The organism is Providencia stuartii (assembly GCF_029277985.1).
In the GTDB taxonomy this organism is placed as follows: domain Bacteria; phylum Pseudomonadota; class Gammaproteobacteria; order Enterobacterales; family Enterobacteriaceae; genus Providencia; species Providencia zhejiangensis.
Genome location: NZ_CP119546.1, coordinates 2688878 through 2709926, shown reverse-complemented (window position 1 = coordinate 2709926; position 21049 = coordinate 2688878). Strand labels below are relative to the sequence as shown.

General features: G+C 38.5%; 23 protein-coding genes and 1 riboswitch. Of the genes, 9 read left to right on the top strand and 14 right to left on the bottom strand.

Annotation, left to right across the window (positions count from 1 at the left end):
• Positions 1-27: 27 nt before the first annotated feature.
• The 3 genes from P2E05_RS11905 to P2E05_RS11895 are packed head-to-tail and all read right to left on the bottom strand — an operon-like array spanning position 28 to position 2045.
• Positions 28-1284 carry a PTS ascorbate transporter subunit IIC gene (locus P2E05_RS11905; protein ID WP_154624734.1) on the bottom strand — a complete coding sequence of 419 codons (1257 nt, stop codon included), beginning with the start codon at positions 1282-1284 and terminating at the stop codon, positions 28-30.
• Positions 1285-1295: 11 nt separating this feature from the next.
• Entirely contained in the window at positions 1296-1583 is a 288-nt protein-coding gene (locus P2E05_RS11900; RefSeq protein WP_154624733.1) for a PTS sugar transporter subunit IIB, read from the bottom strand.
• An 18-nt stretch (positions 1584-1601) separates the two neighbouring features.
• Positions 1602-2045 (bottom strand): PTS sugar transporter subunit IIA, encoded by a 444-nt coding sequence (locus tag P2E05_RS11895; protein ID WP_276122756.1) that lies wholly within the window; start codon positions 2043-2045, stop codon positions 1602-1604.
• Positions 2046-2280: 235 nt separating this feature from the next.
• Between P2E05_RS11895 and P2E05_RS11890 the strand changes: the two genes are divergently transcribed.
• Positions 2281-3315 carry a LacI family DNA-binding transcriptional regulator gene (locus P2E05_RS11890; protein WP_154624731.1) on the top strand — a complete coding sequence of 345 codons (1035 nt, stop codon included), beginning with the start codon at positions 2281-2283 and terminating at the stop codon, positions 3313-3315.
• Complete coding sequence (locus P2E05_RS11885) at positions 3315-4061, top strand: YnfC family lipoprotein (RefSeq protein WP_163862093.1); 747 nt, start codon at positions 3315-3317, stop codon at positions 4059-4061. The genes P2E05_RS11890 and P2E05_RS11885 overlap by 1 nt, the downstream gene beginning before the upstream one ends.
• A 145-nt stretch (positions 4062-4206) precedes the next feature.
• Here P2E05_RS11885 and P2E05_RS11880 read toward each other — a convergent pair whose 3' ends face one another.
• Complete coding sequence (locus P2E05_RS11880) at positions 4207-4497, bottom strand: hypothetical protein (RefSeq protein WP_276122755.1); 291 nt, start codon at positions 4495-4497, stop codon at positions 4207-4209.
• Positions 4498-5506: 1009 nt separating this feature from the next.
• Here P2E05_RS11880 and P2E05_RS11875 point away from each other — a divergent pair.
• Positions 5507-5896 carry a hypothetical protein gene (locus P2E05_RS11875; protein WP_154635772.1) on the top strand — a complete coding sequence of 130 codons (390 nt, stop codon included), beginning with the start codon at positions 5507-5509 and terminating at the stop codon, positions 5894-5896.
• A 155-nt stretch (positions 5897-6051) separates the two neighbouring features.
• Here P2E05_RS11875 and fetB read toward each other — a convergent pair whose 3' ends face one another.
• Together fetB and fetA are read right to left on the bottom strand one after the other, a co-directional pair.
• Positions 6052-6828 carry an iron efflux ABC transporter permease subunit FetB gene (fetB, locus tag P2E05_RS11870; protein ID WP_154621971.1) on the bottom strand — a complete coding sequence of 259 codons (777 nt, stop codon included), beginning with the start codon at positions 6826-6828 and terminating at the stop codon, positions 6052-6054.
• A gap of 9 nt (positions 6829-6837) precedes the next feature.
• Entirely contained in the window at positions 6838-7491 is a 654-nt protein-coding gene (gene fetA, locus P2E05_RS11865; RefSeq protein ID WP_163862089.1) for an iron efflux ABC transporter ATP-binding subunit FetA, read from the bottom strand.
• 262 nt (positions 7492-7753) lie between these two features.
• Positions 7754-7826, top strand: a riboswitch (Fluoride riboswitch).
• Positions 7827-7939: 113 nt separating this feature from the next.
• Here fetA and crcB point away from each other — a divergent pair.
• The 4 genes from crcB to P2E05_RS11845 all read left to right on the top strand — a co-directional run bounded on the left by crcB (position 7940) and on the right by P2E05_RS11845 (position 12961).
• Entirely contained in the window at positions 7940-8320 is a 381-nt protein-coding gene (crcB, locus tag P2E05_RS11860) for a fluoride efflux transporter CrcB (RefSeq protein ID WP_163862087.1), read from the top strand.
• A gap of 923 nt (positions 8321-9243) precedes the next feature.
• On the top strand, positions 9244-10467 hold the full coding sequence (locus P2E05_RS11855) for a hypothetical protein (RefSeq protein ID WP_251464359.1): 1224 nt from the start codon (positions 9244-9246) through the stop codon (positions 10465-10467).
• 6 nt (positions 10468-10473) lie between these two features.
• On the top strand, positions 10474-11709 hold the full coding sequence (locus tag P2E05_RS11850; protein WP_154623352.1) for a Zn-dependent hydrolase: 1236 nt from the start codon (positions 10474-10476) through the stop codon (positions 11707-11709).
• A 67-nt stretch (positions 11710-11776) separates the two neighbouring features.
• The gene (locus P2E05_RS11845) at positions 11777-12961 is read left to right on the top strand and encodes a M20 family metallopeptidase (RefSeq protein WP_154623351.1); all 1185 of its coding nucleotides are present in this window, start codon (positions 11777-11779) and stop codon (positions 12959-12961) included.
• Positions 12962-13717: 756 nt separating this feature from the next.
• Here the strand turns inward: P2E05_RS11845 and P2E05_RS11840 are convergent.
• A complete protein-coding gene (locus tag P2E05_RS11840) occupies positions 13718-13894 on the bottom strand; it encodes a DUF2526 family protein (RefSeq protein ID WP_154621823.1) in 177 nt (58 codons plus the stop codon).
• A 116-nt stretch (positions 13895-14010) separates the two neighbouring features.
• On the opposite strand from P2E05_RS11840, the gene P2E05_RS11835 reads away from it, so the two are divergent.
• A complete protein-coding gene (locus P2E05_RS11835) occupies positions 14011-14364 on the top strand; it encodes a hypothetical protein (RefSeq protein WP_230085767.1) in 354 nt (117 codons plus the stop codon).
• A gap of 108 nt (positions 14365-14472) precedes the next feature.
• Here the strand turns inward: P2E05_RS11835 and P2E05_RS11830 are convergent, their stop codons facing one another.
• The 3 genes from P2E05_RS11830 to P2E05_RS11820 form a co-directional block, all read right to left on the bottom strand.
• A complete protein-coding gene (locus tag P2E05_RS11830) occupies positions 14473-14661 on the bottom strand; it encodes a hypothetical protein (protein ID WP_269723194.1) in 189 nt (62 codons plus the stop codon).
• A gap of 170 nt (positions 14662-14831) precedes the next feature.
• Positions 14832-15023, bottom strand: coding sequence for a YegP family protein (locus P2E05_RS11825; RefSeq protein ID WP_269723193.1), 192 nt, complete (start codon positions 15021-15023; stop codon positions 14832-14834).
• A 270-nt stretch (positions 15024-15293) separates the two neighbouring features.
• A complete protein-coding gene (locus P2E05_RS11820; protein WP_196713007.1) occupies positions 15294-15608 on the bottom strand; it encodes a hypothetical protein in 315 nt (104 codons plus the stop codon).
• Between the two features lie 288 nt (positions 15609-15896).
• Here P2E05_RS11820 and P2E05_RS11815 point away from each other — a divergent pair, with 288 nt between their 5' ends.
• On the top strand, positions 15897-16907 hold the full coding sequence (locus tag P2E05_RS11815; protein ID WP_163862079.1) for a luciferase-like monooxygenase: 1011 nt from the start codon (positions 15897-15899) through the stop codon (positions 16905-16907).
• Positions 16908-17212: 305 nt separating this feature from the next.
• Here the strand turns inward: P2E05_RS11815 and P2E05_RS11810 are convergent, their stop codons facing one another.
• The 4 genes from P2E05_RS11810 to hxpB form a co-directional block, all read right to left on the bottom strand.
• Positions 17213-17599 carry a YkgJ family cysteine cluster protein gene (locus P2E05_RS11810; RefSeq protein WP_154621827.1) on the bottom strand — a complete coding sequence of 129 codons (387 nt, stop codon included), beginning with the start codon at positions 17597-17599 and terminating at the stop codon, positions 17213-17215.
• 292 nt (positions 17600-17891) lie between these two features.
• Positions 17892-19283 carry an L-cystine transporter gene (locus P2E05_RS11805; protein WP_154621828.1) on the bottom strand — a complete coding sequence of 464 codons (1392 nt, stop codon included), beginning with the start codon at positions 19281-19283 and terminating at the stop codon, positions 17892-17894.
• 179 nt (positions 19284-19462) lie between these two features.
• Complete coding sequence (locus tag P2E05_RS11800; RefSeq protein ID WP_154621829.1) at positions 19463-20038, bottom strand: metal-dependent hydrolase; 576 nt, start codon at positions 20036-20038, stop codon at positions 19463-19465.
• Positions 20039-20227: 189 nt separating this feature from the next.
• Positions 20228-20893, bottom strand: a complete 666-nt coding sequence (gene hxpB, locus P2E05_RS11795; RefSeq protein WP_154621830.1) for a hexitol phosphatase HxpB — start codon at positions 20891-20893, stop codon at positions 20228-20230.
• Positions 20894-21049 lie beyond the last annotated feature (156 nt).

Below are 21049 nucleotides of genomic sequence, written 5' to 3'. Positions count from 1 at the left end.
GCCAAGGTGGCTATGGGGATTTTATTTCTAGCGTACAATAATACCTAACAGAATACCGATAGCTCCAAAGTCAGCATCACTAAATGTTGTATTTGCGATACCGATATCACCAAGAACAGGTAATAGGAATACAGGTAAGAAGGTAATCAATAAACCTTGCGCAAAGGCACCTAAAATGGCACCTCGACGTCCGCCTGTTGCATTACCGAATACGCCAGCTGCTGCACCAACGAAGAAGTGTGGCACAACGCCTGGAATAATGACGGTCATATTGAGCGCATAGAGAATAAACATACCGATTATTCCGGCAGCAAAGCTACTTAAGAAACCGACTAATACAGCATTTGGCGCATAAGGGAAGACGACAGGGCAGTCTAGAGCTGGTTTTGCATTTGGTACTAATTTATCCGAAATACCTTTAAAAGCAGGTACGATCTCAGCAATCACCATACGAACACCTTGCAGGATAATATAAACACCCGCAGCAAATGTAATAGATTGCATTAATGAGAACATGAACCAATTTTTACCGCCACTCACTTCACGTACATAATCACCACCCGCGAATAGGCAGGTAATAATGAAAATAATGAACATAGTGAATGAAATAGCCACTGGGGTATCACGTAAGAAAAGCAAGCTCTTTGGCACATTCATATCTTCAGTTGAATGTTCTTTATTACCAAATTTACTGCCAATAAAACCGGCGAGGACATATGAAATAGTGGAAAAGTGACCAATGGCGACATCATCAGAACCCGTGACTTTTTTCATGTATGGGTGCGCGATGGCTGGGAAAAACACCATACAAAAGCCGACAATCAGTGAACCAACGACGACTAACATTGTTCCTTGCATTCCAGCAGTTGCTAGAATAACGGCAACCATCATTGACATGAATAATGTGTGATGGCCGGTGAGGAAAATAAATTTCCATGGTGTCAGGCGTGCAATGAGTATGTTGATTAACATGGCAAAGAACATAATCATCGCCATTTCACGGCCAAAGCTCTTCTGAGCGATAGAGACGATCGCTTCATTGTTTGGAACGACACCGTTAATGCCAAAGGCATGTTGGAAAATCGCTGAAAAATCACCGAGTGAACTAACGACTAAACCAGCACCTGCACCTAAAATGACAAAACCCATGATGGTTTTGATAGTGCCTTTAATGCATTCGGTCACCGGTTTTTTTTGAGCAATCAGACCGATAAGTGCGATCAGACCCACTAATATAGCGGGTTCTGATAGCACATCTTCCATCAGAAAACGAAAAAATGACATACCGCCTCCGTTTATAGCGCGCCGAGATTACGCAGAGCGACACTCAAATGTTCTTTCATTGCAACTTTGTCGATCATATTTTCTAGCGCAACAATTTCACCATTAACGTGTTGTGCGACTAATTGCTCCGCGATATCTTTAGTTCCGACATAAATATCACTTGCAGTCCCTTTTGCTGAACCAAGATCAACATGATCAACATCTGCATTGACTTGCAAGTCTTTCAAAATTGTTTTGATGCTCATTTCCATCATTAGGCTAGTACCTAAACCATTTCCGCATACGACTGTGATTTTCATGTGATTTCCTTTTAATAATTAGTAACGAGCGATGATATTGAGAATGTCATCGATGTTTTCTGATTGCATAATGCTGTCAATATCTTCTTGATTATCAAAAAGTTCTGCAAGTTTAGCGATGGCGCCAATATGGCTATCACTGTCAGTTGCAGCAAGAACAATTAACAGCTTGATTGGGTCGTTGCCTTCAGATCCAAACTCCACACCATTCTTGATAACGGTTAAACCCAGTGATAATTGGTTAACACCGTCTTCCGGGCGAGCATGGGGCATTGCAATGCCTGGACCTAGCACATAATAAGGGCCAATTTTTTCATGTGAATGAATGATGGCAGCAATATAAGAAGGTTGAATGGAATTGTTTTTAATCAAGGGTTCGCAAGCGATATTAATCGCCTCTCGCCAATCAGTGGCGTTTTCGACAACCTGAATAACATTGGGGGTCAGTAATGTCGTTAGCATTAAATTTGCTCCTGGTAATGTAAAACTCTTTTTTTAGCTTTTCTTCTAACTAAGAGCATAGTAGTGATCAATGGTAGCGCTATCTAGTTGAATTATTCATTTTCGTGATAGCGCTATCATTTCGCAAAAATAAAGCGAATAAAAAGCAAAGAGCATAAAAGTCCGCTCATTAACAAAACTAACCTGTGGTAACTTATAGCCAGATAGAGAATGAAATAGAGCAAAAAAACCTTTTATGGAAAAAATACGCAAAAGAAAAAATACAGGACGGGTAACGCTTCAGGATGTGGCCAAATATGCAGGTGTGGGATCAATGACTGTATCGAGAGCGTTGCGTACTCCTGATTTGGTATCAGATAAACTGCGAGAAAAAATTAATGAAGCCGTTGCCGAGTTGGGATACATACCAAACTCTGCGGCTGGAATATTAGCATCAGGCCAAAGCAGAACCATAGCAGTGTTAGTACCGTCATTAAGGGACTACGCGAGTTCGGCATTCCTGCAACCATTACAAGACGTGCTGAATAAAAATAGTTATCAGGTTGTCATTGGTAGTCATGATTATCAGCAAAAAAAAGAAGCAGAGGTTCTATTTACGTTATTACAAAGTAATCCTGCTGCTGTAGTGATTTTTGGGGCAATTAATTCCGAGAGCGTTTTTAATTACCTTAAAAATATTGATATTCCCGTCATCGGTGTTGCAGGTGAATCGAATTATCCGCTGTCATTAAACATCAGAAGTAATATTGGTGAAGCCGTGTTTTTTTTAACCCACTATATGCTGCAAAAAGGGTATCAAAGAATTGGTTATATAGGCGCCCAGATGGATAGCAAAGTACAAAGTCAGCAATTGAGTGGTTGGACAAAAGCCATGCTCAGTCACTATCATAGCGCTGAACAAAGTATTACGACGCCCTATGTTGCGACGATGGATTTTGGGCGCCAAGCGATTAGCGAAATGCTAACACGGCAGCCTGAGCTTGATGCTGTCATATGTAGCCATGAAATGATTGCGTTAGGTGTGCTATTTGAATGTCAAAGAAGACTCGTAAAAGTACCATCTATGTTAGCGGTTGCTTGTGTTGAAGGATCATCTAATTGTGATTATATTCATCCGTCATTAACCTCTGTGCGTATTGATTATAGCAAAATGGCAAAAGAGACGGCGAAGAAACTACAAAAATGGTTAGCAGATCCTGATAGTGATTACTCGAATCAACACGAAGAGATCATCTTTCCTTATAAATTTGAAGCAAGGCAAAGTGCATAATGATGAAGTTTATAACTTTCGCTTTCACATTAGCGAGTTTATTAATGTCGACGGCATCAGCAGAAAAGGGATATCTGCCAGCAATACAAAATATATACGCATTGTACAGTGGGGTATTAATAAAGGGGCCTGTAAAAGAAATAAATGCGACGTTTTATACTGAAAATAATATAGTCGCTCATGAGATTAACTTAAAATTGGACGAAAACAGTTGTATTGAGAGTTTTGAGTCCATTTCTTCTGCCGCTAACCAGCATATACAATTAGCAAGAGAAGATAACCAATTAAAAGGTCGTAGCGCTCAAGGGGAGATTATTATTAATTTAGACGACCAATGTCGTTTTATCTCTCAAAAAGATCATTATGGTACTGCGTATTTTGAATACAATGAACGGGGTTATATCAAGAGTATTACCAATAGCAGTAGCGATACCATTGATACATTAGTTTATAGTCATTTAGGTGAGCTTCAGGAAATGAATTACTATGATAACAATCAATTGTATATGCAGACGATCTACACGCCAATAGCCGATAGTGAGCGTTATGCGGATATTCGGATAGAACAGAAAATGCTTGGTGATTTGGGGTATAGCGTTGACAGAAAATGTCAATATAATCCGTCGGGAGCACCAACAACTTGCCAAGTTTTAACGACCTATGATGTTGATGGAAAAATGCAAACTCAAAAGCAGTCTTTAGTGATTGAAACACAATTCTATGAGGTTCAAGGGGAAGGTAAATAACTCACCGCTTAAGTGATAAGTGAGTGTGACAGTTATCGATATGGTCGTAAGGATTGATGATTTCTGAGTTGCTGTCCTTTGAATGAAATGCGCTATATCTCCGGTGAACGCCTCTTTAGGGTAAGTTAAAGAGGCGTTTGATTTCTTATTTTTTATTAATCAACGTTTTATTATGAATAAAACGCGCTTCCGCTTGTTGCAAATAACTCAGAATGAGTTGATAGATCTGCTCAGATTTATGGCATAAATTGCTATTGCTCGCCAAAGTGGGTTCCACTTGTTCGATAAATTGTTTTAAAAAATCATCAATACTTAGATTCTTATGAGCAATTTGTGTATGGTAAAACTGATATACATATGATGCTTGTGTATCTGAAAGATCGATATTTGCATTTATATTGTTGATTGCAAGTAAGAGCAATTGAGTATTTGTCATAATACACCCTATCACAGAGACGTATAAATGCTACCTGACTAAAATGAAATCCATTGTCAAAATTGGCCGTAAAATTTTAGTTTTCTCATTCAAGATAGATTTATAGGAATATTCTGTATTGGTACGCCTGCTATTTTGTATCCGCAATCAATAAGGCATGGTGTATTCACTATTTCTATTGGGCTTTTAAGTATATTTTTAAGGGGTATCTGGCGCAAATTGCACCTTAAAAGCGTGTTGAATGCTAACCTCTTATTCTATTGATGTACTGAGTTTCTCACTATGTCGTGTTTTGACGCGCTATGGTGATGTGAGATTAGAGTCATATTTTCCCAGATGAGTGAAGCGCGATTAGTCTAGTCGACGAGAAAGGTAAAATAGCACAAAATAGAAAAAAGTGGTTTATTGATTCATCTGTATAAATTAAAGACCGCCGGTACTGGTGATATAGCCGAACGACAGATAACAAATTTAGATTGTATTATGAATTATCGTTATGATTTCTATTTTTTATCCTTCATTTACTCCTTTTGCGGGAGTGTAAATATTTAGATACAAATATTTGCTTATTGAAGGAAATATTTTTATTTATTCATGTTTTAAAATGCCATATTATTTGTTCTTAAGTTAAATGTTTTATGGTGATTATGCTGAAAATATTCTTTTTCGCTAAAAGAAACAAACTGTAACAGTTTGGTGGGGCAATAACTCTTATTTTCAATCGTTATTACTGATAGGATTACTCTTTGATTGTGTGAGACGAGTTAAAATAATTTAATTTTATTAAACTGAGTTATTTTTAACTGTTATATTTTCATCGCTGTTTCTCGCCTTATCATAATTATTTTTAATAGATAATAGTAAGAAAAATTTAAGTTATTAATGTGAGACGTATCGTTACCTAAAGCTGTACTCTACCTTATACTATTTAGAGATGCTTTAATTAACACGCTTGTTAAATATCTTTTTGTTTAATTATCAATGTGTTGGTTTTTTAAGAGCGTAAAGTATGAATATAGTCAAATTGCTCACGATCGTGCTGATTGTCGGTGGTGCATTTCTATTAGGGGTTATTTTTAATTATAAGCCTCAACCGGACCTGATCAAATCGGTTAAATATAGTGTAGTGGATTATTTGTCTTATCCTGAGTCAGCGGCATTTAGAAATATAAAATATAATTTTATTCGTGCAACAACTGACAAAGGGGAAGTCGGTTATGTTTGTGGGGAAGTATTAAGGGTAAAAAATGCAAAAATAGAAGGATATAAACGGTTCACGGTAAAGGTTTACAAAAATCAAGACGGCAGAACAGTATTGTCAATTCCATTAGTTGAAGGGGATTATGATCTGTTACCGTTGTCAGTGATGGAATCGTTATGGAAGCGATATTGCAGCTAAATTAATGCTTAGTGAATTTAGCTGTAATAGAGAATAGTATATAACCACTCAAATAACTTATTTTTATGATCTAATAGCCAAATCGGAAATTGCGAAAATTCGCTTTATAAGAAAACACTGGATAATTGCGCTGTTACCCAGTGTTTCCTCTGTGATTACTTATTTAGCGTGTTTATAAGTAGCTGATGACGATTATTATAAAATTTAAGGTAGGTCATATATCCTGTTAAAATGGTCGATAAACTGGCCGTAGCTAATAACATAAATGTTACCATGATCTGATATTTAACAGCTTCCAATGGATCAACACCAGCAAAAATTAATCCAGACATCATTCCGGGTAAACTGACGATACCGACTGTTTTTGCTGAGTCAATTGTTGGGATGAGTGATGCTCGGATACTATCACGAATGATAGAAATAGAGGCCGTTTTTGGGGTTGCACCTAGGCTTAGCATCTCTTGTATTTGCTGTTGTTGATTACTAAAACGCTGCCCTAAATTATTAAAACATAAACCGACAGCAATCATCGCATTGCCGGCAATCATGCCTGTAATTGGAATCACCTGCATAGGTGTAAAGACAATGGCTTTGGTGATAATCAAGATCAATAAGGTTAAAAGTGTGCTGGAGGTAATGGCGATAAAAGCGGTTACGAAAACTTTTTCTATATATTTACTTCTCTTTCTCGCATTCCAGGCAGCATTAAAGCAGATAAACATAACCATAGCGATAGTGAGAATTTCATGATCAACATGAAAAATATACTTTAGAATATAACCAACAATTAATAGCTGGACGATCGCACGGCATGTACTCCAAATGATGTCTTTTTCTAGAGTGAGTTTTTCTTTGTGACTAATAAAAATGGCAACCAGAACAAGCATGATAGAGAAAGCCAAGGATTCATTGGTAATATTAGGTTGGTGCATGGCTTATTCCTATTTTTCGGTATGATGAGCGGGAAGGGTAATCATGTTATCTGCATGTGAAATTTCATCTTGGTCATGTGTAACCCATAAGATGGCAATATTTTGTTGTGTTGCTAATTGATGGATTAATTCATTGACTTTCACTTTATTCGCCTCATCCAAAGCGCTGGTTATTTCATCTAATAATAAAACTTTAGGCAAAAATTGAAGGTTACGAATCAATGAGATGCGTTGTTTTTCTCCTCCAGATAGCTCATTGATGCTTTTTTCTAAGATAGATTCGGGTAAAGAAAAATAGCTTAGATCTTGAAGCACTTTGTTTTTATTAAAAGTTTGCTTACGTATTTGATAAGGAAAAAATAGGTTGTCGTAAACAGTAGAACCAAATAAAGAGGGAGTTTGTGTACAGTAAGAAACTTGTTGGCGATATTCTTCCGGTGAGAGAGTCGTATAATCATGACCATTAAAAAGCAGACGTCCAGAAGTTGGCGAGAGTAACGAAGCGATTATTTTTAGTAGTGTGCTTTTTCCGCAACCAGAAGGCCCTGTTATTAATTTGAATTCACCTTCATATAAACGAAAATCTACTTTGTCTAGTATGACTTTATTATCAATGACGTATCCAATATTCTCCGCGGTCAATAGTGTGCGTTTTTTATCCATTTTAGATTTATCCTATGAAAATTAATCTGACTTCATGTGGAAATTTTATCATTGATTATCGATCTCAATAGTGACATGAAACGATATAAGCCGTTATATGCTTTGCAGTGCAAAACATTATGCGCCATTTACGTTAAAATTTACATATTAAGACGAAATAGAATGCCAATCGGAAAAAGATATTAATAAAATTTACGTTTTATTGTTGAGTTAATATGACTGCAAGACTCGGCGCTTTACCTTAATATTCATTATGGATATCCTATTGATAGGAGATGGCATTCCTCCTATCAAAAACCGCCCAAAGAAAAAGGGCTAATGATGCCTACGTTAACCTTTTCAATTGATAGGGGGCGTAGCGATTATGCGCCCTGAATATTTTGGGGCATAAATGCTTTCAACGTTTCCTTCTCATTTATCCCCTGTTTACAGCTATAAGGGATTGTCTATGTATGCATCACTTTTTTCTATTGCGTTAGGTTCCGTCTTGGGCGGTTGGCTAAGATGGTTTGTCAGTTTAAGGCTTAATCATCTTTATCCAAACATTCCAATGGGCACAGTGTTTGTGAATTTAGTCGGGGGCTTTGTTATTGGTTTTGCTATTGCTTATTTTGCTAGCTCAAATTTAAATCCAGCTTATAAATTGTTTATTGTGACTGGTTTTTGTGGTGCCTTTACGACGTTCTCAACGTTTTCATGGGAAGTTTTGATGCGGATTCAAGAAGGAAAATTGATGATTGCGCTGAGTACTATCGCAATTCATGTTGTAGGAGCGTTATTTTTTACCTTCTTAGGCATGCTTTGTCATCATTGGCTATTGCAACAGTAATGCCTGAAAACGGCTCTTCCATTGTGGATGATGATTAACGATAAATTGAATATTTTCGGCTGGATGCATAATAGGCGAAAAATAGGAGTAAGCTCACAAGGGCTGCTTAGAAGAAAAGTATTGATATCACCGCCTTACTCTGGTTGCAAAAACTAGGCGCTTATTTGTTAATGACAACGGGTAAGGTGGGTATTTATAAATATTAAGATAATTTTTATAAATGAATATTCCTTATTAATCCCTAATTACGATCAGTTATTTTAAAGGAGACGATATTGAATCTCTTTATATTGTATTTACGTTTCTCAATGAGTGAAATTTTGTCTAGTTAAAAATATGATCAATTATCCTCACATCGTATCTTTAAAATGAAGAACGCATTATTTCAGAATGGCTTTTAGCAAAAAAACACTTTTTATACACTAATTTTAACAAAATGCTAATAAAGTAGATTGTTTGGAGTAATTTGATTCTATTATGAGAAAAACAACCTTTTTTCCTAAATCATAAGTGTATTTTTTGGAATTATGGCGGTCGACAACAGAATATAATCTCGTTGAACAAAAAATAAATCAAGAAATTATTTATTATTAACTCTGTATTTTGTGAAATATATCGCTAAAAAATCACGCCATTGTCAGCGTATTCCTGATGTTGCAATAGATTTTTTATTATTTATCACTATTTTAATAATGAGTTTTCTATTTGGCAATTTGCCTAGTCTTCCAGAGCGTTATCTATACATATTGATTTTCGATGATATTATGATTTTTGTTGCTATTTTCCATTATCGATAGCGAAATAATCTCATATTTGGCTATATATCAAACTAATTATGAAGTTATATCGCGCGTTATAAAAAATAATAAAACGTATAGCCTTAAAAAAATTGAATTAGAAAAAGATATTGACGGGGAAAAGTTATGTCACAGATGTTAGCTCTGTTTATCATAGTTTTGATATTGTATATCGGCGATGCAATTGCGGTGAGAACCAAAGCTTGGATCCCTTCTGTATTCGTGTGTGCCGTTTTATTCCTATTCGGTTATTGGACATTCTTTCCAAAGGATATTGTAAGTATTGCTGGAATACCGCAAGTGGTTGCAGTGATGTTGATGTATCTGTTAATAACCAATATGGGAACACTGTTATCGCTAAAGGAACTTTTACGGCAGTGGAAAACCATTTTAATTTCCTTATCTGGAATTTTAGGCATTATTATATTTATATTCGCTGTGGGAATGGTGTTATTTGATCTCAATACAATCTTGGTTGCTATTCCACCCTTAGTGGGGGGAATTGTTTCTTCACTTATTATGTCTAAAGGGGCAGCGGATGCTGGCCTGATTGATTTATCCGTGTTTGCTATTTTAATTTATGTTATGCAAGGTTTTGCCGGATACCCATTAACAGCGGTCATGTTAAAAAGAGAAGGGCGCAGAGTTCTTGAACAATACCGTAATGGTCAATGGAACGCGTCATTATCTGTTGAAGGGGCAAAAGATGTTGCAGTAAAAACGGTGGTTTCTGAAGAAGAGATGCCGCGTTTATTCAAGAAAATACCTTCACATTACAATACCAGTTATTTTAAGTTTTTACGCTTAGCAGCGGTTGGGTATCTTGCCTATTTAGTTTCAACATGGGCTGCCCCTATTGTGAGCATTAGCCCATTTGTATTATGTCTGTTATTTGGGGTTATTGCTTCTTCACTCGGCTTTTTAGAAAGGCAACCTTTACAAAAAGCCAATGGGTTTGGCTTTGCCATTATGGCGTTGATGCTGTTTATTTTCGATACCTTAAACCATGCGACTCCAGATATGTTATTACGACTGGTTTATCCAATGATTGTTTTAATTGCTGCCGCAGTAATTGGGATGTATCTCGCTTCTTGGATAGTCGGAAAGATACTGGGTGTCTCTAAAGAAATGGCATTCGCCGTATCGTTAACCGCACTCTATGGTTTTCCAGCCGATTATATCATTACGAATGAAGCGATTAATGCGCTGACGAAAGATGAGAAAGAAAGGCAAATTCTGACCGGCCATATGTTAGGACCCATGTTAGTCGGTGGATTTATTTCAGTGACCATGGTCTCTGTGGTACTTGCTGGAATTATGGTTGGTTTTATTACACCACTTGCAGGGTAAATGATGATGGAAACAAGCACATTCAGAATTCAACGGCATTTAGAGCAGTTGGCCGAATTTACATCGACACCGGGTCAAGGAACGACTCGTATGAGCTATAGTGAGCAAGATAAGCAAGCTAGAGCATATTTAAAAGAGCAAATGCATCTGCTTGGCTTACAGGTACGTGAGGATGCCATCGGTAATCTCTATGGACGATTAGAAGGCACGGAAAGTGGGTTGCCTGCCGTTATGATTGGTTCACATTTTGATTCTGTACCCAATGGTGGCGCTTTCGATGGGCCAGCAGGGATTGTGGCAGGGTTGGATGTTGTGGCGCGTATTCGTGAGCAACAACTTCAACCACGTTATCCCCTTGAAGTCATTGCATTGGTTGAAGAAGAAGGAACCAGCTTTGGGCGTGGTTTGATGGCTTCGAGTGTGATAACAGGTCTGATTGGTCGCCAAGAGTTGCACCAATTAACTGACAGACAAGGTATTTCTGCGGCACAACGTATGGCTGATGCGGGATTTAATGCCGATAAAGCAGCAGAAGCCGTACTTGTACCGTCGACAGTGAAAGCTTTCTTAGAACTGCATATTGAGCAAGGCCCCGTCTTAGAGCAAGCAAATGAAGACGTTGGCATTGTTGATATCATTGTTGGCATTGCTCAGCTTGAAGTCAAATTAACGGGTAAAGCGGGGCATGCAGGAACGACACCAATGCATATGCGTGCTGATGCATTGGTGTGCGCGAGTCACATTATCAGCCAAATTGCGAACATAGCGATAACAGTAGGTGAAAGTACGGTTGCAACAGTCGGAAGATTGAATGTGTTACCTAATGGGGCAAATGTGATCCCGAGTGAAGTCACATTCAGTGTTGATATTCGTTCGAGAAATGAAACGGCGTTACGTCAAGCCATTGCACAAATCATCGCGCTGGTTGAGCAGGAAAGTACTAAGAGGAATATTCAAAGTGATGTTATTCAGCCTCTTTATGTTTCACCCACAAAATTAGCCCCTGAAATTCATCAATTGATGGTAAATCATGCACAAAAACAGGGATTACGTTATCGAACGATGGTAAGTGGTGCAGGGCATGACACGATGATTTTTGCCGGTATCACAGCCACTGGGCTAATTTTTGTACCGAGTCGTAATGGATTAAGTCATCATCCAGATGAATGGACGGATTATGAGCAAATCGCTCGTGGTGTTGACGTTATGTTTGAGTCTGTGCGGTCATTAACCGAATGTTGAACTCATAATCAGTCTTATCGTGATTAAGCAGATGAAGAGATCTCTGCTCTGAGGTAAAGGTAGAACAATGGTAAATACAACAATTACTGAAGCAATCAAAAAATACACAACAGCGATGATTGCCTTTCGTCGAGACCTGCATGCGCATCCTGAATTACCGTGGGAAGAAATACGGACAACAAAACGGATTGCAGAAGAGTTAACTAAGATTGGTATCGAATATCGACTAACAGAGCCAACAGGGATTATTGCTGAAATTAAGGGCGGAAAACCAGGCAAAACGGTAGCGTTACGTGCAGATATTGATGCGTTACCCGTGCTGGAATTGAATGATTCTTTGGAATATAAATCACAGAATCAAGGAAAAATGCATGCATGCGGACATGATGCACATACCTCGATGTTATTGACAGCCGCAAAAGCGCTATACGATGTTCGCGCGGATTTGAAAGGCAATGTGAGGTTGATTTTTCAGCCGGCTGAAGAGATAGCCCAAGGCGCTAAAGAAATGGTGAAACAAGGTGCCGTGGAAAATGTGGATAATGTATTTGGCATGCATATCTGGTCAACGACGCCTTCCGGAAAAGTCTCTTGTAACGTAGGGGGGACATTTGCCTCCGCTGATTTGTTAGTCGTGAAGTTTAAAGGGCGTGGTGGTCACGGTTCAATGCCTGAAGCCACAATTGATGCCGCTGTCGTGGCATCTTCTTTTGTGATGAATCTACAATCAGTTATTTCTCGTGAGACATCGCCATTGGAATCAGCAGTGGTCAGTATTGGGAAGATGGAGGTTGGTACTCGCTTTAATGTGATTGCTGAAAATGCGGTATTAGACGGAACTGTTCGCTGTTTTAATCTTGAAACTCGCAGTCGTATTGAAGCGGCAATCAGACGTTATGCAGAACATACCGCCGCAATGTATGGCGCGACAGCGGAAGTTATTTATACTTATGGCACACTTCCTGTGATTAATGAGGAACGTAGTGCATTGTTGGCGCAATCTGTTATTACGCAAGCATTTGGTGAAGACACGTTGATGTTTGAGAAACCAACAACGGGTGGTGAAGATTTCAGTTTTTATATTGAAAACATTCCTGGCTGTTTCGCTTTATTGGGATCAGGTAATCCAGATAAAGATACACAATGGGCACATCATCATGGGCGTTTTAATATTGATGAAGATGCAATGGTGACAGGTGCTGAACTTTATGCTCAATACGCTTGGTCTTATTTGCAACAAGATGAATTTTAATTAACCGCGTTAACCTTGTCGTGACGATAGCGACAAGGTTTATATTTTTGACAATATAAGCCGATTCCCTTCTCAAAAACGTCTCTCCACTGCCTATTTTCAAACTCATGATCGCGCTATGACAATCATCACACTTTATCCTGCATATGAAAAGAAGGGTTCTTGTCATCAAGTAAAATGCTATTGAGGTGAGTTAGGCGTAAATGAATAAAAATAGTACGGTTACTTTTAAAAATGAACATAAAAATTCTCATATACAATCTATTGATTATTTAATTGTTGATAATTAAATTTCAAAAATAGCTAATGCTAGATGTTTTTTTTGAATTTAAAGGTGCTAATGGTTTTTATGTGTTTAATTTTTAGAGAATTGCCTTACTATATAGGGTGTTATTATTGGGGGTGTTCAGGGTTGTTTAAAATAAAACCTATCATCACTATAACTTGTTGAATTTAAATAGGTAAGCTAATCAAGTTAGAGGTTGATAAGCAAGTAAAATAAAGAGTGAGAGTTTAAGGGAACAGTTATTTATGATTATTTATAGAGACAAAGCCGCGCTGAAATGACGAATAAATAAAATAATTATTATTGTTTTTAATATACACTGATATTAATAAACTGATTTAATTTAAACAATCGATTATATATTTAGCGTAATTGATGCTATATATTGACATGACCAATTTAATTAGACAAAATTCGATTAAGCATGTGATGGGTAATAAATGTTTTATTTTATACTCATCACATTGGCTTTACGATTCATGATGTTTAAAAATTGCGTTTCTTAAGCGTTGCTGTTGTTCGAAGCGTTGCTCTTGTGTTAACAATTCATCGTGGGAAAGTTGCATAAGTAACGCATTCATATTAGGGATCGAATTCTCTTCTAATAGCGAATCGACGTGTTTAACGATATTTTTATAGTGTTGCATAGCATCCTCCAATCGTTGTGATGAAAAGATTATAACATATGGAATGTCGGTCTCCTTATTTATTATAAGTAGTGATTAGCGTATTTTTATATTAAGACAAGCATAGGAATAAGATATTGAAATTAACCGTTATGTTGATGTGTTTGTTGTTATTTGCCTGCACGTCAAAATGGGAACCCGTAGGTTTATCTGAATGGACATATCAGGAGGCGGATTCACAATGTGAATTTGATGCCTTTAAACGATTTCCCGTTCGTAACGAAGTCGCCCAGCACACTGTGTATGAAACCATTTCAAAAAAGTGCAAGAAAGACGATGAATGCGGTAAAGAAAAAACTTATGAAGAGAAAGTACCGAAGACAGAGAGCTATGTTTTAGATGTTAATAAAGAGAGTCGTCGTCAAGAATATGTTCGTTGTATGAAACGTAAAGGCTGGCAAGAAAAAAACGATTATTTTTGGCAGTCGTAAACGTTTCTTGCATTATAAAGTGTAGGTTCAGTGAAGTTTATCACAAAGCCCTTATCATCATTAGGGCTTTAATTCTTATCGCTGTGGCAAGTGATCGTGTGTGACTATTTATAACGTTACATGGAGATTATCTCTGTCAGTGAAGTGGTATTTTATTATCGCTGCTGGAAACTGACTGGATAGATGCATTGGAGGGATCTGATAATAGGAAAGCGCGATTTCAGCTATGGCTATTATGACGTTATTTCCAGAAGCAATGACATCAATGGCTTTTGAAGGTGAACACTTTTCTGACATAACAAAGTCATGGCAATTTCGGTTGGTGATATCAGAATCCTTTTATTACCCCTGTACGATGAGTCTTTGTTGTGACTGAATGAGTGTGCTTTATTAGGCGAGTTGCGCATAAAACGCCTCGTAGGTTCACAAGGCGTTTCAGCCGTTAAGTCGAAAAACCTTTTTTGACGCTATGAAGCGGTGAGATCTTTGATTTCCTCTGTTACGGCATTTTTTTGAACAGATGCAATTCCTTTTAATGCAGCTTGCTTCGTCGAATACATCTCGCTACTTGCGATGATTTCATGATTTGCAGCTTTAAGAACAAAATAGTATGGCTGAGCCGTATCTTTTGTCGATTTTTTCAGTTCGAAATAACCCATGATTTGCTCCAACGGTTGTATAAAAATAGATACTCAAGTCTACACAATACTGTTTGTTGCTTATTAAGATTAGAAATAAATAAGGAAATTTACTAGTTTTAGACTAAATTTAATTAGGATAAAAAAAAGCCTCTATAAATAGAGGCAATTCGTAGGATTAATAGATCTACTTGTTATTCGCTTAAGATAACGAACATTTGCAAGAGATGCTATTTGATTCTGCGTATTAGTCTAAAAGGTAATACCTATGAGGTATTTTATCTTAAAAAACTATTGTGCTGGAGTCGTTGTAGCTGCATTGTCCGGTTGCGGTGCTGCACCTCGTCTCATGGGGGCATACTCAGGCATTTCTACAATGCTCATTTTAACCATGTAACGTTTACCTTCTGCCACTTTGGGTGCATCATTAGCAAGTTTTTTCAATGTTTCATTTGGGGTTGTTGTCTGTTGAGTCACACTGAATAGCATATTAGGGTGATTCCCTATATGGCTGCGTGGCACTTTATTATTAGGGCCATTAGCAGCAGCCGAAAATCCAATTGACATCAATATGATAGCAAGTAAACCAGAATTTAATTTTGTCATTGATATATCCTCTTATTTGCACTGATTTGAATAATCAATGAATTGGTTTTTTACCGCAATCGGTTTTACCTGCTTTGACTGAAGCTTCACAATTGCTGCACTTTTTCCATATTTTCTACTTATTTAGCTTCCTAACACAAATAGCAGAGTCAATTAAGGCTTTATTATGGGGTATTAGTATAGCGAGATAGCATCACTTGTGCTGTAGGAAACAGAGTGACTGGCAGGTGAGAGAGTAATCGATTAGCATGTTGTATAACGAACAAAATGATAACAAAGTGAGTCATTATGTCTGATATCAATATGCCTTTTTCCGTGTTAGATCTTGCGCCTATCCCTCAAGGTGCTACCGCTAAGGAAGCCTTTTCTCATTCTCTCGATTTAGCTCAATTAGCTGAAAAACTCGGCTATCATCGATATTGGTTAGCGGAACATCATAATATGACTGGGATAGCAAGTGCTGCCACATCAGTGCTGATTGGCTATCTTGCTGCGAATACCACAAGGTTACGTGTAGGTTCGGGAGGCGTTATGCTACCTAACCATTCACCTCTGGTGATTGCTGAGCAATTTGGAACATTGAATACCTTATATCCAAATCGAATAGATTTAGGACTAGGGCGTGCTCCGGGAAGCGATCAACAGACCATGAGGGCACTACGTCGGCACATGAGTCAGGATATTGATAATTTTCCGCGAGATGTGGCTGAATTAGTCAATTGGTTTGATGCAATAGATCCTAACCCACCTGTTAGGCCTGTTCCCGGTTATGGCGAAAAAATTCCAGTTTGGTTATTAGGTTCAAGTTTATACAGCGCACAGCTTGCTGCTCAGATGGGCTTACCTTTCGCCTTTGCATCACATTTCGCACCTGATTTGTTACTACAGGCACTGCATGTATACCGTGAAAACTTTCAACCTTCAGCAAGGCTTGAAAAGCCTTATGCAATGGTTTGTATCAATATAATTGCAGCTGATACGGTGCGTGATGCTGAATTTTTATTTACATCAATGCAGCAAGCTTTTGTTATGTTGCGTAGAGGACAGCCTGCTCAATTGCCACCACCTGTTCAAGATATGGATAAAATTTGGTCTCCAGCCGAGCAATTGGGTGTGCAGCAAGCCCTAGGGATGTCATTGGTAGGAGATAAGGCGAAAGTTCGTCATGGGATAGCGTCTATATTGCGGCAAACTCAGGCCGATGAAATCATGGTTAATGGGCAAATTTTTGACCATCAGGCTCGCTTATATTCATTTGAATTAGCAATGGAAGCCATGACAGAGTTAAGGGAAGAATAAACATATTAGCGTTTTTTTGCGTAGATAACGCTTTAACATCCGCAAAACAAAGAAATAGTCCTTGGAAGCCATTTAAATCCTCAACATAACCCATTCGGGTTATGTTGATTAACGTTAGATAAACAGTCGATCTGAATATCATTCAGAGGCATCAAAGAAGAGGGGATGTGGCTAAAGGAGATGACCATTTTTCATTGTTATTCGATTAATCTATTGAGATGAATAAGCTCAATTTCTTCATTGAAGTAAGATGTATCATCAATGGATTCAAAGAGATAACCCAGAGTGACCTGGGTCATAGACGGTTAACACGCGATCTGTGGCAAGTGAGGTTCTAAAGGCGGAAGGCCATGGGCTGCTCGAGCTCGGTCACAAGCTTCATTGTGAACTCCTGATAACCATGATTGTTCAAACTCGCGGCAAGGCGTTGGTCGTTGTGTGTAAATTGAGCAAGAGACACATTCGCCAATGGTACCTGTCAATGCGGTGCAGCGCGTATTGTGTTTTTGGTTCGTCCCTTTCATTGCACTCATAAAGGGGGTGATTTGCTCAGTTAACTCTTGAGGGACTAACCCACCACCACTTTCACTCTCAGCCCAATAGAAAGAGACGCGAAAATAAGCGCAACATGCACCGCAACTTACACATGGGTTATTTTCAGGATCAGTTTTTAGTATATGAATATTGGTCATATATAAAATCACTAAAAAATATTGATGATGGTGACCCGCAGAACACGGGCTGACGTAACATAGGCAGATAGCCTAGAATCGTTACTCAGCCGCTATTATCTTACGTACTATTGACTATTGGCAAGGTATTTTAGAATTAAACACTGAAATTTATCGTTATCCATACGATAAATAAATTTAATTAAAGGCGTGAGATAAAAAAACACCCTGTCAGCCTAAGACTCACAGGGTGTGATTGTTATTTTACTAACCGAGCCCGATAGGACGGTGAGCAGTTAATCATGAGCGAAGATTAGACGTGTTTTAGTTCGCCATCCTCTTCTTGGTTATAAATTGTTTTGTTGGTTTCACCCATTAACTGACTGGTTACGGTACCCGCAGTCATTGAACCGCTCACGTTTAATGCGGTACGGCCCATATCAATCAATGGTTCAACGGAAATCAATAATGCTACAAGCGTGACGGGGAGACCCATCGCTGGCAATACAATTAATGCCGCAAATGTTGCACCACCACCAACACCCGCAACCCCAGCGGAACTGATTGTGACGATACCAACCAAGGTGGCAATCCATAGAGGATCAAATGGGTTAATTCCCATTGTTGGCGCAACCATTACCGCCAACATCGCAGGATAAATACCTGCACAACCGTTTTGGCCGATAGTGGCACCAAAGGAAGCGGAAAAGCTAGCGATAGACTCTGGCACACCAAAACGGCGAGTTTGCGTCTCAATATTTAATGGAATACTCGCTGCACTAGAACGGCTTGTGAAAGCGAACGTTAATACTGGACCTGCTTTTTTGAAAAATTTAATCGGGCTTAGGCCAGTTACCGCAATGAAAATACCGTGGATAATAAACATTAATCCGATTGCGACATAAGAGGCAATAACAAAAGTACCTAAGTTGATGATATCGGATAAGTTAGAGCTTGCGACAACTTTTATCATTAGTGCCATTACACCATACGGTGTTAAACGCATCACTAAACGAACCAGTTTCATCGCCCAAGCTTGTAACACATCGATAGCCGCTAATGCTTTCTCACCACGCTCTTGGTCATCTTTGAATAATTGTAAGGCAGCGACACCTAAGAAGGCTGCAAAAATCACGACGCTAATAATTGACGTTGGGCTAGCCCCAGTCAGATCAGCAAATGGATTTTTTGGAATAAAGGATAAAATTAACTGTGGAACAGCTAGATCGGATACTTTACCGACATAGTTATTTTGAATCGCATCAAGACGTGCGGTTTCTTGCTGGCCTTGAACCAAACCTTCGGCCGTTAAGCCAAACAGATTAGCCATCAAAATACCAATCAGTGCGGCAATGGCTGTCGTTAATAGTAGTGTACCAATCGTTAAAAAACTAATTTTTCCCAAAGAGGAAGCCTTGTGTAGGCGTGCAACAGCGCTGAGTATTGAGGCAAATACTAATGGCATAATAACCATTTGTAATAATTGCACATAACCATTACCGACGATATTAAACCAGAGAATGGAATCCTTCAGCGTTTGGTGACCAGTACCATACACATAGTGTAGCGCTACACCATAAGCAACACCGAAAACCAAGCCTAATAAAACTTTTTTAGATAGACTCCAGCCCTTTGCCCCTAATTTTGCTAGCAGTATAAGCAGTGCTACAAAGATGAGCACATTAATTATTAAAGGAATATTCATTCCGAACTCCAATCGCAGTTTTTGAATTATGTTATTAGCACTGTAAACCTTAAAGGTTATAAGGGATTAGCTTATCCTAACAACTGGTTATATGTTAACAGTAGATAAAATACAATTCTTATAATGAAAAGTAATAACATATAAAGATTGATACTTACAGTATATTACAAAACGATTGATTAGGTAGGTAAGTATGTATCTATTTGATTATGAATATATTTTATGACGCTATCAAATTGTGAGTGCAGATCAAAGTTGTAGCCAGCAGGTAGAAGGCAAGCACAAACCGTCAATGCAATAGCAACAAAGCGCTCAGCCCGTTTATTTGACTTACTACGCAGTAGTGGCAGGCAAAAACGCAACGGCAGTGGCCATAGGAATGGCACTCCAGAAGGCGTTAGTATATCTGCAATTAAGTGGCTGATATAACCGAGTAAAAATGCTTGCAGTAAATCATTCGGGATAGCCCATTGTGATGGTAACCACTGGTAGCAGGCGATCATTAATAGTAGCCAAGCAATCAAGCTATGCGTGAATCCACGGTGTCCGCATAATTTAGAAATCGGTATTGATAAGATCCTTAATAGCCGCCCAGGAATAGAAGAAGGGTGATCGATATCTGGCAATAAGGCACCCAGCAGAACGCCTGGCACCATATGTAGCCAGTCACCTTGAGCAAGCTCAGTCGTGATTTCTAGCTTATGTGCCATTATTAATGAGGCGACAGAAAATAGCAGGTGCCCTTCAGCAGTCATGGTGGATAAATTACCATCTGTTTATCTATACAGTTAGGCGGGAAGTATAAAGTGTTTACAAGGAATATGATAGGTGAGTAGCGAAAAAAACGCTTATTTATTAGCGAATAACATCAGAGCTTTATACTTTTTCGTAATATCCCTATCAAAAAATGATAGGGATTAGATAAAAAAAGAAATGAATAAAAATTAACGCAAATGTTTTTCAGTTAATTCATTGAGTGAAGATAGCTTAACATCAGCGAGGCCCCAACGCGGGTCATTAAAATGTTGTTTATCGGGTACGACGATCGAGCGCATCCGTGCTGCTTTAGCGGCAATCATGCCATTAAAGGAATCTTCTAATGACACACAATGAATAGGCTTGGTGTCTAACAACGCTGCGGCATTCAGATAAACTTCTGGGTGTGGTTTGCTGTGAGGTAAATCAGCAGCAGAGACGACCGCAGAAAAATAATCGCGAATATCAAATAAGTTTAAGACTTTTTCCAGCATATAGAGTGGGGATGCTGAAGCGAGCGCGATATTGAGATCCATTGAACGGCACAGTTCAAGGGCATGATGCACACCAGGTAGGAGAGGACGTTGTTCCTCAACTAATCCAATGACACGGTCAATAATCATTTGCTCAACTTCTTTGAGGCTATGGCCTTGCCATGGAGAAGCGTGGTACCAAAGCTCTACAACATGGTCGATACGTAAACCGAGAGTATCAGGTAATTTATCGGCAATAGACAAGTCGATGCCTAACTGAGAAAACACCTCTCGCTCTCCCTGTGCCCAAAAAGGCTCAGAATCAATCAGCAAGCCATCCATATCAAAAATAACAGATTGGATGGTTAAATTATGGTACATGTCAAAACTCCATTCATGTATGTGTGACCTTGCCATGCTTCAATCCGTTGTATGCAGTGAAATGATGGATTGATTTCACTGGTCACTTGGTTAATGAGTGGCATACAACTTGAAATGCTTAGCCCTTTCGTGTGACGAGATATTGTAGCAAGTCAT